The sequence below is a fragment of the Nostoc sp. DedQUE12b genome, assembly GCF_034530835.1.
In the GTDB taxonomy this organism is placed as follows: Bacteria; Cyanobacteriota; Cyanobacteriia; order Cyanobacteriales; family Nostocaceae; genus Nostoc.
Map to the genome: position 1 here is coordinate 1 of NZ_JAVRCI010000061.1, position 13,767 is coordinate 13,767.

Consider the following 13,767-nt stretch of genomic DNA (forward strand, 5'->3'; position numbering starts at 1 on the left):
AGCCTTCAGATGGAATGGCTTTTATCTCACAATGCTTAACCCGAACTCAGGTTATCTCAGCTATTGAGATATCGAAAAATTATTTTACAAAATTACTCTTTTGCCGACAAAATCGATTACTCATTACCGATAAAGTTAATCGCTATTGCTCCTACTTTTCATGAAGACAATTACACAGATAAAGAAGCATCAAAATTTGAAGATGATATATATTTTTGGAAATTCCGTGTTGAATATGAGACAACAGGTGCTAAGTTCAAATTAGAAGGTAAGAATTATGATATTCTTTACCCTGTGTTTGGCTTACCTGGTAGTTTACAAAATGAAGGTCTGCAAAGTAAACTCTTACCAGCTTTTACTCATAACTTTAAAAGTAACTTGCCTGTAGATACTTATCAAAATTTTAGAATTATCAGAGAGCTTTTTATGGCTCAACCAAAAATCAAGGAAATGGTTAGTCCTACTTATAGAAAAATATTATATGGTACTGGTGAAGGAGAAAATGATAAGAAACTAGCTGAAATAACTAATACAAGTAAAGGAATATGGTTGTTTCTTTGGTTGCCAACTAGGGTTAAAACTAAAATCAAAATTCCAGTAGCACGATTTGGTTTTGTATTAGCCGCAAATAACAGCAATTTTGCTCAAGATTCTGTTGTTGAATGGTTGGTGTGTACTAAGACTACCGTTAATATTGAAGACAAACCTAACAATAAGATTTGTTTATCATTTGATAGACATGGTATGGCAAAATGGGCTAGTGCAAATATGTATTTATGTCAAGCTGGTGGTGGTATAAATACTTTAGATTTATTTATTTATCTTCTTAAAGGTGCTACGCGTCCTTTTGATGATTCTATTTGGGAATGGTGGAGGTCACAGGAAAAAAATACTCCTACTAATTTGGGATGGTATATTGATTTAGCTATTAAGACTTGGAACTATAGGATTAAGTAAATCAACATAAAATAAATAATTTATTGATTTAATAGATGTCATTTTAAGTCAAGCTTTAGGAGTACAAAGATAACAATGTTTGTTCTCACCAATTGATCATTCTATCAGCGCGATCGCACCTTCGCACTTCGCACACAGACCTAACCCCCCAACCCCCTTCCCTACAAGAGAAGGGAGAGAAATCCGGCTCCCCTCTCCGCTTCGGAGAGGGGTTGGGGGAGAGGTCAATCTATGCGATCGCGCCTAGTAAATTAGGGATAAGATCGCTGTAAACTGTTAAAGTCTAATTCGTCTGAGATTACCACCTTGTTCGATGAAATTTTGCAACGAATGCGGGATAAAGTTTCTTCTCGTCAGTATCTAATGACGCTACATGCTGAAGAAGAAATGAGCGATGATAATCTAACAATCTATGACATTGAACAAGGTATCGTCACAGGCGAAATACTAGAACGTCAAAAAGATAAAGTGACAGCAGAATCTAAATATCGTATTAGAGGTTTAACTCTTGATGCAGAAGAAGTCGAAATAATTGCAATAGCTAAGTCCAACTGGATGGTAAGGGTAAAGACCTGTTAGTAATAGAAAATATTCCAGTGATAACCTGTGCTGATTGCGGCGAAAGTTATTTAACTGCTGAAACTCTTCACAAAATTGAACAAATCAAAACTAACCGTAAAAGATTAGCTGTTAAACGCCCTGTAGAAGTGGCTAGTTTTGGATCATGAATAATTGCCAAAATTAAATACTGCTTCAGCTATCCACTAATACACATTTATGGACTTCTACACAACAGTTTTGCAAAAGAGTCCAGGTTATTAGGTTAATTTCTGCTTAGAAAATGGACTGGTAAGACAAGGGATAAATCAAGAAGCAGCAATCAAGCAACTTAATGAAGCGATCGCCTCTTTTATTGAAATCTATAAAGTCGAACCTAATATTTACCATGCTTCACTCACTATAGAAGAATTACATGAGTTTTTGTCAGTGGATAACACTGAATTAGGATGATACATCTTCGAGTTCAAGTAAGTTTACATAAAAGTGCATTAGGTAGCCCATTGTAGACTTCGGATATTAATGGCTGTACGATCGCTATCTTACTAATTTTTTATACCAACCATAATTCATGTCTTCGTCCCCGGATATACCTATAGTCTGGGACTTGCTGCAATTGATTAGACGAGATTCATACTTGTTAGTTATCCATTTTTCTCCACCCTGCCCAACGCTAGTTGGGAAGTGTTGGGGGTTAAGTCTATGAATCAACTTACTGGAGTTTAGACTAGATAGCCCTGACAATAGGGCTGAAGCAGGAAATGTAACTGTATTGTAACGGTGGCTTTAGCTGCTGTCCTTTGTTGACGTTGCAAAAGTTTACATTTAGAATGGAATCGTCAAAAACTGATAAGTATTTATTCTTATCTATCCTGATAATTTGACATTCAATGAGTATAAATTCTTATCTATACCAAAAATCTAATATTCTATAGTTAAAGAATGTTTACAAAAGTATTGATTCCTTAATATAATGAAATTAAAAGCGATAAGCCAAATTGATTGTCAGAAGTGATGAATGCTATAGAATTTCCCTGGCTAACAACCATAATCCTCTTACCCTTGGTGGCTACCTTAGCCATCCCCCTAATCCCAGACAAAGAAGGTAGAACTGTTCGCTGGTATGGTTTGGGAGTTGCGATCGCCGACTTTGCACTGATGATTTATGCCTTTTGGTATAACTACGATTTTCAGAGTTCAACACTCCAACTTGTAGAAAACTATCCTTGGATACCGCAGTTAGGTTTGCATTGGGCGGTGGGGGTTGATGGTTTATCGATGCCCTTACTGCTTCTGACAGGCTTAATAAATACCCTCGCAATATTCGCGGCTTGGAAAGTTACCACCAAGCCGCGATTATTTTATGGTTTGATGTTAGCGATGTACAGCGCCCAGCTTGGCGTATTTGTTGCCCAAGATTTGCTGTTGTTCTTCCTAATGTGGGAAATCGAGTTAGTGCCGGTTTACCTGCTGATTTCCATCTGGGGAGGACAAAACCGTCGTTATGCCGCTACTAAGTTCATTCTTTACACCGCTGCTGCATCAATATTTATCTTGATTGCTGGTTTTGCAATGGCATTCTCTGGAGATACCGTCACTTTCGATATGGCGACTCTAGGAATGAAAGAATACCCCAAAACCTTGGAATTATTGGTTTATGCAGGTTTCTTGATTGCCTTCGGTGTGAAGTTACCGATTTTCCCTTTACACACTTGGCTACCTGATGCCCACGGTGAAGCATCAGCACCCGGTTCAATGATTTTGGCTGGTGTGTTGTTAAAAATGGGTGGTTATGCCCTCATCCGCTTCAATGTGGAAATGTTGCCTAATGCCCATGTGACTTTTGCCCCAGTGTTAGCAGTTTTGGGTGTGGTTAACATTGTCTACGGTGCTTGCTGTGCTTTTGCCCAAACCAATCTCAAACGCCGCTTGGCTTACTCTTCAATTGCCCACATGGGGTTTGTGCTGATTGGGATTGCCTCTTACACAGAGCTTGGTATCAGTGGTGCAGTGTTACAGATGGTTTCCCACGGCTTGATTGCTGCTAGCTTGTTCTTCCTCTCTGGCGTGACTTACGATCGCACCCACACCTTGATGATGGATAAAATGGGCGGTATGGCTAAGGTAATGCCCAAAACCTTTGCTCTGTTTACCATTGGTTCAATGGCTTCTCTCGCTTTACCCGGAATGAGTGGTTTTGTGGGTGAGTTGATGGTGTTTCTGGGTATCGCCAGCAGTGATGTTTACAGTTCCAGCTTCAAAGTTGTAGTCGTGCTGCTGTCGGCGGTTGGCGTGATTTTGACACCGATTTATTTACTGTCGATGCTGCGTCAAGTGTTCTACGGGGAGCAAAATCAGGAGTTACACTTGGATGCTCTAATATCTGATGTCAAACCCCGCGAAATATTTATTACCGCTTGTTTGTTACTGCCAATCATCGGAATCGGGTTTTATCCCAAGTTAGCAACGCAGACTTATGATGTGAAAGCAGTAGAATTAGCCGCCCATGCTCGTCAAGTTCTACCAGTTGTTGCTCATCAACAACCATCAAGTCTCTACTCGCGTATTTTCTCTGCACCAACATTGGCTACTTCTCAAGTTGAAAGTTCCATTAACATTTCTGAGTAAATTAACTTCCTGTTAAGGGGTCTGTAAGTAAATTCTAAATATTAGGAGAATAAAGGGGTGGTTTCATAACTACCCCTAAAATTTTGGAGCTATTGAGTTGAAACAGATTTTTAGGTAGGGCAATTCATGTAGACGCATTAGCAAAGCGTCTCATATAGAAGCGGCTTCCCGCACGGTATTGCCCTTACCTAAAAATTATTCAAATTTGAGCGTTCCGTCAATACTTAAGTTTTAATAAGCACCGTATTTCCTCACAAGTTCTTCACATTCTTTTTAATCAGATATCTTATATAATGACCAACTCTGTAGTTTTAATATTACTTTTGTTGATATTTCAGCAAACTACAGCCTGAATCCTGACAAAATTTAAGTTTTAATAAGCACCATGTTTCCTCACAAGTTCCTCACATTCTTTTTATAACTTCAAGATAGAGATACTCAACTATTGCAATTAATTAGCTTGAGAGTTTACAGCCTTCTTGCATTGGGGTATTTCGGCAAAAGCGAGACAAACTCTTTTGTTAGCAAAGGTATTGAAGCTTAATTCTACTTTTGCATCTATAGGAGAGTTCTCTCATGGATTTTACAGAGAAAATGCCATTTTTTAATCTCAAGACTTTAGGCTATTACAGGTGAATCCTACGTCATAGGTGATGCCATACTTACACTAAGTTAATTCCTGCCACAGTTAAAAACGATTTAGTTTCTAAATAAAGTAAACCTTCTAAAGATTTATCCTGCACTAGTTAAATAGTTGGGGGAGATGCATTTTGGCTGCATTTTCCATGAAAAAACAACTTTAACAACATAGGTACAATCAATATGAACTTTAAACAATTTGGTGTATTACTATCTCTATCTACAATTCTTGGCCTGAATGTGATTGCTACCAAGGTTTTGGCTGAAGAGCCTAGTATTACTTTTGGAGATGCACTCGGTTCTGGCGGATGTAGTGTTGCTGGTCAGCTTCCTGGAGATGATGGTAGAAGCTTATCGATCATCTTGGATAACATGAGTGCATTCAATGGTCAGCGTCAAAAGTGTATTTTACGTGTTCAAACTTTCATTCCAAGTGGTTTCATCGTCCAAGATGTACAAGTACTGTACCAAGGAAATACTGATATTGATAGAGGGAGTAAAGGTACCAGCTTAAGCAGAACTTATAGCTTTAGTGGTGGTGCTCTTGGGCAAGCCGTAGCTCCCCCTCAAACTACCAAGTTTACAACGACTAAGGCATTTGCGGAGCAAGATGAGATTACTGTTATAGCTGCTTCAGGTTTATGTAGCGGTGGTGGGCAAGGACTATTAGGTATTAATCTCGTTGCACAATCCTCAGCAGGAAGTTCTATTTTCGTTGATACAGCCGATATCAATGCTGGGGATGTAATACTTTCTTTTGACCTAAAGCGTTGCTAGTAGTTGCTTTTAGCGATTCTGGGGATAGATGGTGATATACCGAACCAAATTTCAAATTTAGTGGTCTTCAATGAGTGGTGGGTCTAAATCCCCACTCATTGAATCTACCGAATGTATTCTTCTTTAAGATTACAAATTTATGTTGATGGAGAGTAAGTTATGTTGAGATTAAGTAATGCACGTAATTTTTTCATGTTAATATGCTTGTTTTTTTTCTATTGTTATGATGCCAATTCATCTAGCACTGCTACTGCAATAGACAACCAGCCAAAATTTTTGGTTAATAGGCGATGTAATATAAGTTTCGATCCGCAAATAAATCAGTTTACACTTAACTCTCCTATAACTGTAAATGCACAATCGCCAAGGGCTAGATGTATCGTTAGAATTAATACCTCTAATACTCAAAAGCAATTTAGGCTTGTGCCTTTAGCTTTAAAAGGTGTAGTCAAGAAAGCACCAGCACAAATAACCATCTCATCATTTTTAGTTGGCGATCAACCAACTCCATATCAAATGAACTATGGAAGTGCTATGAATTTTGATTTGACTAATCAAATACCTCCAACTAACTATACAACTACAGGAAAAAGTGTTTTAGGCGTTAATTTAGTATTAACAACAACCGGAGGAGAATTAGAGTTGACAGATATGAAGTTTGCACTTCAATAACAATAAAATGTGGTTTGAGTGCTTTTTTAATTTCCGAACTGATAAGCGATCGCTTCTTGAGGAAATGTGATGCTCCCATTATTCCTCATAAGCATTAGTTATAAAACAAGCAGTTTATGGTACTTTAGCCGACGGATTATTAGCGTAGGCACAGCTTACCGCAGGCATCGCCCTTTAGAAAAAACTTTTTGCTTTACTCTTTAACTCCAGTTGGTAGAAATGTTACTTGTTTAGCTAAGGCTTGAGTTATTTTGCCCTCTGCTTTATGTCAAATTTGACCTCTCTCAAACCTCTCCACAACACGAGGAGAGGTTTAATCAAGGAACTGAAGTTAAACTGTCGTCGCAGCAGCACTTGGTAAACTCACTTTCAAGCGCTTAAACATCGCTTCTCGTGCTTGTACAGCGAGACTATCGTCAAAAGGTTCTAAGGTAATTTCCTGCTGATACTTTAGCCGCAGTGCTGTTTGAATTAACCAATCGGCGACGAAGGGATTTTTTGGTAACAAAGGGCCGTGGGAATAAGTAGCGATCGCATTCTGATAAAATGCTCCTTCTGTCCCATCTTCACCATTATTTCCCAAACCGTATACCACACGTCCCAAAGCTTCCACTTTTCCCAACTTGGTACGTCCGCCGTGATTTTCAAAGCCTACCAAATAAGGTGTGCTACCTGTCATCTCTTTTAAATCTTGCGCCAGACGTGAAGCTGTCACTTCAATTACCAAGTTGCCAATACAGCGCTTAGTATTTTCACCAGGATGCACAGAAACTAAATCGAGTATTCCCAAACCTTCAATCCGTTGCCCTAAACCTGGTTCATAATAATGTCCGAGTAATTGGGGGGAACCACAAGTAAATACTCCTGGTGTGCCATTTTCGATTTTCTCGCGCATTGCGTCAGCTTTTGCACCTTGCAAATCACGCATGACTATTTCTTGCTGACGGTCTTGTGCGCCACCACCCACGATTACATCTACAGTTTTAATATCTGCGGCTGTGGAATTTTGATCCAGGGGTAACACTTTAACATCGTATCCCCGCCACTCGGCGCGACGTTCTATAGTAATTACATTACCGCGATCGCCATAAGTACTCATCAGCGTCGGGTACAACCAACCAATTGTTAATTCCAAATTTTGAGAACTCACATTCATAATTCGTAATTCGTAATTCGTAATTGGATTAGGTGTTGGGAACTGGGTAATGGGAAAAATTTCTCTCATTCCCACTACCAAACTTAAAGAATTTTCCGACCAGTCAGAACTTCTCGCACTTCTAGCATGGCTGAGTAGGTAGGTAAAATATGCAGAGTTTCATTCTCTGGTGTATGCTCTAATGCAGTAGCGATCGCTTGTCGCAAATCTTCTTCGACAATTAAATTTAAGTTACTCTCAGGGTGCTTTTGGCTGTAACGTAGACGTAGTGCCATATCGTAGACGCGATCGCCACTCACTACTAAAGTCCCGCCGCGTTCGACTAATTTCTCGGTATCCACGTCCCAAATCCAGGATACATCAGTGCCATCGGGTGTGCGATCGTTCAATACCAGCAATGTGGTTTTATCTGTGCTTTGAGTAACTACGCGAATGGTTTCATTCGTTCCCACAGGATTTTTTGATAACAATATCCGCACTCGTTTCCCGTTAATTACTAAATCTTCCGCACGACCAAATGCAGCTTGGAAGGTATTAATAGTATCTCTGATTGTTACTTCATCAACTCCTAACTCAATAGCCGCAGTAGCAGCAGCTAAAGTATTGTATTTGTTGTACAAACCAACAAGAATTTGCGACCATTCACTACTTTCAAGAGTTGGTTTACTTTTACTAAAACCACACTTGGGACAAGTAAAATCTCCCAAATGAGACAAATAAACACCCTTGTAATCTAGGGAATGTCCACATTTGGGACAATAAATAGAATCAACAGCGTGAGGAATTGCTTCTAGATAATGTTCTGGTTCATTCAAGCCAAAGAATAACACCCGTTGAGGTAACTGCTGACCGAGGTTAGATAAAGTTGGGTCATCAGCATTAGGAATTACCACTGTTTCTGGTGGTAGGGTAGAAATAACTTTTGTCCAACGCTTACTAATCGTGTCTACTTCGCCGTACCTATCGAGTTGGTCGCGGAACAAGTTTAAACAGAGAATGATTCGCGGCTGGAGTGGTGCTAATACCCTTGGTACAATATTTTCATCAACTTCCAAAATGGCGTAATCAGTATTTAGCGTACCTAGTAAGTTGGTGCTTTCCAACAGCGCCGTCATCAAGCCATTTTCCAGATTTGCACCTGTAGAATTATGAGTGACACGAAAACCCTTGCGTTCTAATATCGTGCATAAAAGCAGCGCTGTAGTAGTTTTGCCGTTAGTACCAGCAATTAAAATCACTCCATTTTTAACTTGCTGACTCAATAATTGTAAGAGTCTGGGTTCAATGCGACGAGCAATCGAGCCTGGTAATACACTAGCAGCACCCAGACGGAGCGATCGCACTATAAAGGTCACACTCTTTGCCACTGACACCGCGAAACCCAATCGCAGTCTATCTATGAATTGTATTTTGTTTCCCACATCTGTACCCTAGTCTTCTGGCGGTTGCTAATTAAAAGTGCAAATTTAATCTTGTGAGTTTAGCGAATCCTGGCTGAAAAAGCCAGTATTGGCAATTTTAGATTTTGGATTGTTGCGCTACTTTAGCTCTGTTTTGACTTGCGCGTAGCGATACCAGCCACTTGCGAGAGATAATCTCAGTAGGCGTTATCTTAAAAAATAGTGCGTGGGCGTAATTACATATCAAGCCCAGTTGGCCGAATTAAGCACAAACTCACGACAAGTAGTACCTTGCAAGGTTCCTTTTGATGAATAGCACAAAGTTTCTTTTTTTACATAAACAAATTACTGGCTGGCGAAGGTGGTTGTCCAAATGCCTGTTGTTGCTTGTAAGTCTTTTCATTATAAGTATGCAACCTGCATCTGCTGGTCTTAATAATGATTTATATGATGGCAACATCTTTGTCGTTTATGCTGGTAATGGTTCATTAGTTCCTCCCAGGCAGACACTCGCACAAACTTTAGCGGAACATAAACCCGTATTTTTGGCTTTTTATCTGGATGATAGTAGCGATTCCAAAAGATATGCCATTTCCATTTCACGGGTACAGGAATTTTATGGCAGAGTAGCAGAGATTATGCCGATTAATGTAGATACTATCCCGCCTAAAGAGACCTACGATCCAACAGAACCAGGATATTACTATGCTGGGAGTGTTCCTCAAGTCGTGGTGTTAAATAAATCAGGTGAAGTAGTTTTGAATAAAAAGGGTCAAGTACCTTTTGAAGAAATAGACGATCAATTTCGTAAAATCTTTGATTTATTACCACGCACTGAAACAGCACAGCTAAAGCGGCGAGCCTTTAACGAGTTTAGTAGTGAGTTAGCTAAGTAACTTATGGGGTAGACCAATTTGGTCTGCCCTAATTTTTAGTTATATCTGTTACTACATTGCCGCCAATGCCAAAGCATAATGTTGAAATATCGGTCTTAACAATTGAGGAAATTACTTCATAGTCTATATTCCGTAATCAATGCCCATTGCCCAATAATTAACAGAGTGTATTCTGATGTCAAAGGTTTACACCACCCAGGAACTAATTCAAATTTTGGCAGCCGAACGCCAAGCTTGCCTCAAAGGAAAACGCTTGAAATTAGAAATAAAAGTCTCTGGCAATCCTGTAATTGACCAGTTTATCAGCACTGATGGGTTGCAACAGTTCACTGCCTATCAAGATTTCAAAACTGCAATTCACGAGTATCAGAAAGAAAATCGAGTTTCCGGTATTATTTGGCGAGAAGTGACAGTTAAAGGAAAAAACTTGCACTATCCCGAAATAGATACTGAGTTAATTGCCCTCAATGGGGACTTAGAGATATTAAAAGCTGCTAAAAATTCCATCGTAGAATTTTGGTATGAAGTCACTGAAGGGATGGATTTATACTTGAGTTTTAATAATAGTAAACAACACCAACAAATTGTCACATCAGATGTAGAAAGAATTGTTCAAAGAACAGAGTGGGCAAGTTTGTGCAAGTGGGAAAATTCTAGCTTTTTGGAAATGATTTTGCAGCTAGGATGGGGTAAACCAGAAGAAGCTTATTATAAACGAGGAAGACCGCGATCGGGTAGTGAATATATTCATGCAGTCAATCCCGGAAATCGCCCCATTGGTTGATTGATATGTAGGGTAGTAATGCTGAAACCTACGGCAAAATGACAAACAAAATTGCTACATAATTGTCTTTACTTTCCTTTCTCAAAGAGTATTTACTTGCATACTTAAAATCAAAACTGAAAAATTATCATCAAGGAGCGAAAAAATAGTCTATAAAGCAATACGGTTCGGATAAGCATTTTTCACTTTCCTTGTGGTCTGGGGAATGGGTTTGCGGGTAAAGGGTAAAGGATGTATTCAAAACCTTTCCCCTTTCCCCTTTCCCCTTTCCCCTTTAACTGAACTGTATTGGTCTATAAAGCTGTTTTTTCGCCTTATCAGATCCTCTACATGCTCACGTTTCTGATTTAATTAAACATCACCGTTATTACTCCAGCCGCCAAGGAACCCTGCAATACCAAACACCGCCAAGGCGATCGCTCCCCACTTCAGCGCTGGATTCATATCCAACGAATCCAAGAAGCTGGGTATTGTCAAGTTTCCAAAGTCTCCCTCAACTCGGTCATAGTTGTTTATCGGCTCAAAAACATTGTTTGGTGCATCCTCTGATTTTGGCTCATTGGTACGCTGTCCTTGAAAAGCGATCGCTAGCAACAGTGAATCTACCAAGCTAGGCGAAATACGTTGCGCCAAATCTAACACTTTACCTGCATCTCCGACGATAAAATCTCGCGTGGGGTGTTCAGCAACATAAAGAATGGCATCAGCAACCAAACTGGGATCGTAATATGGCGGTATCCCCGAAGGTTTCACTCCTAACTTGGTGCCAACTTTATTGTAAAAAGGTGTGTTGATTGTCGAAGGCAATATTGAGGTGACGCTGATGGGCCATTTTTCGTGTTGCAACTCGACGCGCAGCGCTTCCAGAAACCCTTCTAAACCATGTTTGGCAGCAGAATAGGGACTTTGTAGCGGCAGACTGCGCCTACCCTCCATTGAGGAAATATGAATTAATGCCCCGCGTCCCTCTTGTTTGAGATAGGGTAGTGCTGCCATTGCACCATACACCTGTCCCATCAAATTGACATCAATTACTCGTTGAAATTCCTCCGGTGTAATTTTCTCGAAGGGAGCAATTATCCCTGTAGCCGCAGCATTAACCCAAGTATCCAATCGTCCATATTGTGCTACGGTTTTGTCTGCGATCGCTTTTACCTGTCCAAAATCGCTCACATCTGCCACAACTGCGATCGCGTCGCCACCAAAACCTTGGATTTCCTCGACTAAAGTCTTTAGCCCTAGTTCACTGCGTGCTGCAACTACCACCTTTGCACCACGCCTAGCAAACTTCATCGCTGTTTCCCGCCCAATTCCGCTGGAAGCCCCAACGATCGCTATCACTTGCTGATTAATTGACTTCAATTGCATGTTTAATCATTTATATCTTCACCTTTTAATGAATAGCTAGATCATTAATCGCTGCATCTTTCGCTGGACTTACGCACTGGGTAGAGATGCAGATTAGACCTGTTGCAAAAGTTCTTTTTGCAACAGGTGGGAAAAGGAAAAAGGTTAAAGGGGAAAGGTAAAATAACAAACCTTTCCCCCTTTCCCCTTACCCTTTTCCCGGCAATGCCAAGAAGTCTATTGAAGAAGGCAGTCTCAATGAAACAAGTTTCAAAAGCCTTGGATAAAAGAATGACTGCGGACTAGTATTTTTACTCAGCACGGGCTAAACGCGCCGCTACCACTAACAGAATTCAGCACTTTCAAGTCAGAAGCCAGGAGGCAGAAGTTGTATTCTAACTCCTAGCTCCTGAGTTAAACTTATCGACTTTGAACTATGGACTCTTGACTAGAGTTTTCAAGTTCTGGAAGTTCTACTCTGGCGGGTTTCCAGCCTCCCGCCCAAGCAAGGCATAGATGACGGAAGCGATCGCCCCGCACCTCAAAATTCGGGTACTGGTCGAAACTCGCACAAGCCGGAGATAGCAACACCACAGGCGCTTGATACTGCTTGGCTAATTCTGCCGACTTGGGAATTGCCCTTTCCATAGTTTCCACAATATGGTAGTTATGATACCCCACCTCTCGCAGACGTTTGGCAAATGCGGGTGCAGCAGAGCCAATCAATAACACAGCAGCAGCTTTGGTTTGAATTTGTGCTAGCCAGGCAGTATCATCCCCTGCTTTGGCTTCTCCACCAGCAATTAAAATCGCTGGACTATTAACGGATGCTAAACCAACTTCAGCCGCATCATAATTAGTAGCCTTGCTGTCGTTAATGAAATCAATACCTTCCCATGTGCAGATATGCTCCAAACGATGGGCAACACCAGGAAATTCCCGAACTGCACGCGCGATCGCATCACGATTAATTCCCGCTAATCTTGCTGTTGCTACTGCCATCAACAGATTTTGCTGGTTATGTTCTCCCACCATTCGCAAACTAGATACTTTCACAATTGGTTCTGGTGCCGAGGTTGCAGTCAATTTTTCCACAACCCAGCCGTCTTCGATGTAAAAGCCTTTTTCGCTAATCAGAAAATCTTTTCCTCTCACACTTGTCCAATAGGCATCAGGCCAAGCACTTAAACCTATCTGGCTCAAGTAGGCATCATCGCCATTGAACACTTGCAACTCAGACTGACGTAATAACTTGGCTTTGATGTTGTAATAGTTCTCCAAAGTCTTATGTCGACTCAGGTGATCCGGTGTGAAAGTCGTCCAAACACCGATCCGGGGAGCAAGAGAACTCGAAGATTCTATTTGATAGCTGCTAACTTCCGCAATCACCCAATCAATATGATTTTGGATCGCAGTTCCTTCACCTCTGCTCCCCTGCCCCTCGGTCACTGAGCGTAGCCGAAGTGCTGCCCCCCTGCCCCTCTGGGATAGGGCAACTTCACAAGCAGCGTAGCCAATATTACCGCAGGCGGGTGCATTTAATTCTGCTGCTTGGAAAATGGCAGCAATTAAAGCTGTGGTAGTAGTTTTGCCGTTAGTGCCAGTAATCCCTACCCAAGGTAGCGATTGTAAATTTCGCCAAGCGAGTTCCATTTCGCCAATGGTTTCAATACCTAACTGGCGTGCCTCAACTAATACGGGAATATCCCAAGGCACGCCAGGACTAACGACTATTAATTGGGGTAAATTAGCACCATTCAATTCTAGGGATTGTCCTAGTTTAACGGTTATTTGCTCGGCAGCGAGTTCTTGTTGTTGTTCCAGGAGGGTTTTGGAGGTGTTGCCATCACTCAGCTCTACCTCCCAACCTTCCCGTTTCAACAATCTCGCCGCAGCAACACCGGACTTTCCCAATCCAATAACAGTAGCTTTGGACATAGATTGCAGCAGAGT

General features: G+C 40.9%; 12 protein-coding genes. 8 read left to right on the forward strand and 4 right to left on the reverse strand.

What is annotated here, in order from left to right; all coding sequences use genetic code 11:
• Window positions 1-63 precede the first annotated feature (63 nt).
• The 6 genes from RMY16_RS24320 (at window position 64) to RMY16_RS24345 (ending at window position 6,231) form a co-directional block, all read left to right on the forward strand.
• Window positions 64-957, forward strand: a complete 894-nt coding sequence (locus tag RMY16_RS24320) for a hypothetical protein (RefSeq protein ID WP_322738509.1) — start codon at window positions 64-66, stop codon at window positions 955-957.
• Between the two features lie 363 nt (window positions 958-1,320).
• Window positions 1,321-1,536 (forward strand): DUF4258 domain-containing protein, encoded by a 216-nt coding sequence (locus tag RMY16_RS24325; RefSeq protein ID WP_322738510.1) that lies wholly within the window; start codon window positions 1,321-1,323, stop codon window positions 1,534-1,536.
• Between the two features lie 17 nt (window positions 1,537-1,553).
• Window positions 1,554-1,685 (forward strand): hypothetical protein, encoded by a 132-nt coding sequence (locus RMY16_RS24330; protein WP_322738511.1) that lies wholly within the window; start codon window positions 1,554-1,556, stop codon window positions 1,683-1,685.
• A gap of 844 nt (window positions 1,686-2,529) precedes the next feature.
• Entirely contained in the window at window positions 2,530-4,143 is a 1,614-nt protein-coding gene (locus RMY16_RS24335) for an NAD(P)H-quinone oxidoreductase subunit 4 (RefSeq protein ID WP_322738512.1), read from the forward strand.
• Window positions 4,144-4,965: 822 nt separating this feature from the next.
• Window positions 4,966-5,559: a DUF4360 domain-containing protein gene (locus tag RMY16_RS24340; protein ID WP_322738513.1), complete on the forward strand. Its 594-nt coding sequence runs from the start codon at window positions 4,966-4,968 to the stop codon at window positions 5,557-5,559.
• 159 nt (window positions 5,560-5,718) lie between these two features.
• Complete coding sequence (locus RMY16_RS24345; protein ID WP_322738514.1) at window positions 5,719-6,231, forward strand: hypothetical protein; 513 nt, start codon at window positions 5,719-5,721, stop codon at window positions 6,229-6,231.
• A 331-nt stretch (window positions 6,232-6,562) separates the two neighbouring features.
• Here the strand turns inward: RMY16_RS24345 and RMY16_RS24350 are convergent, their stop codons facing one another.
• Both RMY16_RS24350 and RMY16_RS24355 read right to left on the reverse strand, forming a co-directional pair.
• On the reverse strand, window positions 6,563-7,381 hold the full coding sequence (locus RMY16_RS24350) for a type 1 glutamine amidotransferase (RefSeq protein ID WP_322738533.1): 819 nt from the start codon (window positions 7,379-7,381) through the stop codon (window positions 6,563-6,565).
• An 89-nt stretch (window positions 7,382-7,470) separates the two neighbouring features.
• On the reverse strand, window positions 7,471-8,808 hold the full coding sequence (locus tag RMY16_RS24355) for a Mur ligase family protein (protein WP_322666823.1): 1,338 nt from the start codon (window positions 8,806-8,808) through the stop codon (window positions 7,471-7,473).
• Between the two features lie 287 nt (window positions 8,809-9,095).
• On the opposite strand from RMY16_RS24355, the gene RMY16_RS24360 reads away from it, so the two are divergent.
• Both RMY16_RS24360 and RMY16_RS24365 read left to right on the forward strand, forming a co-directional pair.
• A complete protein-coding gene (locus RMY16_RS24360; RefSeq protein ID WP_322738515.1) occupies window positions 9,096-9,683 on the forward strand; it encodes a thylakoid membrane photosystem I accumulation factor in 588 nt (195 codons plus the stop codon).
• A gap of 175 nt (window positions 9,684-9,858) precedes the next feature.
• A complete protein-coding gene (locus RMY16_RS24365; RefSeq protein WP_322666819.1) occupies window positions 9,859-10,467 on the forward strand; it encodes a hypothetical protein in 609 nt (202 codons plus the stop codon).
• Between the two features lie 351 nt (window positions 10,468-10,818).
• On the opposite strand, the gene RMY16_RS24370 is transcribed toward RMY16_RS24365, so the two are convergent.
• Together RMY16_RS24370 and murD are read right to left on the reverse strand one after the other, a co-directional pair.
• Window positions 10,819-11,835, reverse strand: a complete 1,017-nt coding sequence (locus RMY16_RS24370; protein WP_322738516.1) for an SDR family oxidoreductase — start codon at window positions 11,833-11,835, stop codon at window positions 10,819-10,821.
• A 399-nt stretch (window positions 11,836-12,234) separates the two neighbouring features.
• The gene (gene murD / locus RMY16_RS24375; protein WP_322738517.1) at window positions 12,235-13,752 is read right to left on the reverse strand and encodes a UDP-N-acetylmuramoyl-L-alanine--D-glutamate ligase; all 1,518 of its coding nucleotides are present in this window, start codon (window positions 13,750-13,752) and stop codon (window positions 12,235-12,237) included.
• Window positions 13,753-13,767 lie beyond the last annotated feature (15 nt).

What these genes read in the sequence shown, in the direction of transcription:
- RMY16_RS24345 (WP_322738514.1), top strand. Translation starts at nt 5,719, where the DNA reads ATGTTGAGATTAAGTAATGCACGTAATTTTTTCATGTTAATATGCTTG.
- RMY16_RS24360 (WP_322738515.1), top strand. Translation starts at nt 9,096, where the DNA reads ATGAATAGCACAAAGTTTCTTTTTTTACATAAACAAATTACTGGCTGG.
- RMY16_RS24325 (WP_322738510.1), top strand. Translation starts at nt 1,321, where the DNA reads ATGACGCTACATGCTGAAGAAGAAATGAGCGATGATAATCTAACAATC.
- RMY16_RS24365 (WP_322666819.1), top strand. Translation starts at nt 9,859, where the DNA reads ATGTCAAAGGTTTACACCACCCAGGAACTAATTCAAATTTTGGCAGCC.
- murD (WP_322738517.1), bottom strand. Translation starts at nt 13,752, where the DNA reads ATGTCCAAAGCTACTGTTATTGGATTGGGAAAGTCCGGTGTTGCTGCG.
- RMY16_RS24370 (WP_322738516.1), bottom strand. Translation starts at nt 11,835, where the DNA reads ATGCAATTGAAGTCAATTAATCAGCAAGTGATAGCGATCGTTGGGGCT.
- RMY16_RS24340 (WP_322738513.1), top strand. Translation starts at nt 4,966, where the DNA reads ATGAACTTTAAACAATTTGGTGTATTACTATCTCTATCTACAATTCTT.
- RMY16_RS24335 (WP_322738512.1), top strand. Translation starts at nt 2,530, where the DNA reads ATGAATGCTATAGAATTTCCCTGGCTAACAACCATAATCCTCTTACCC.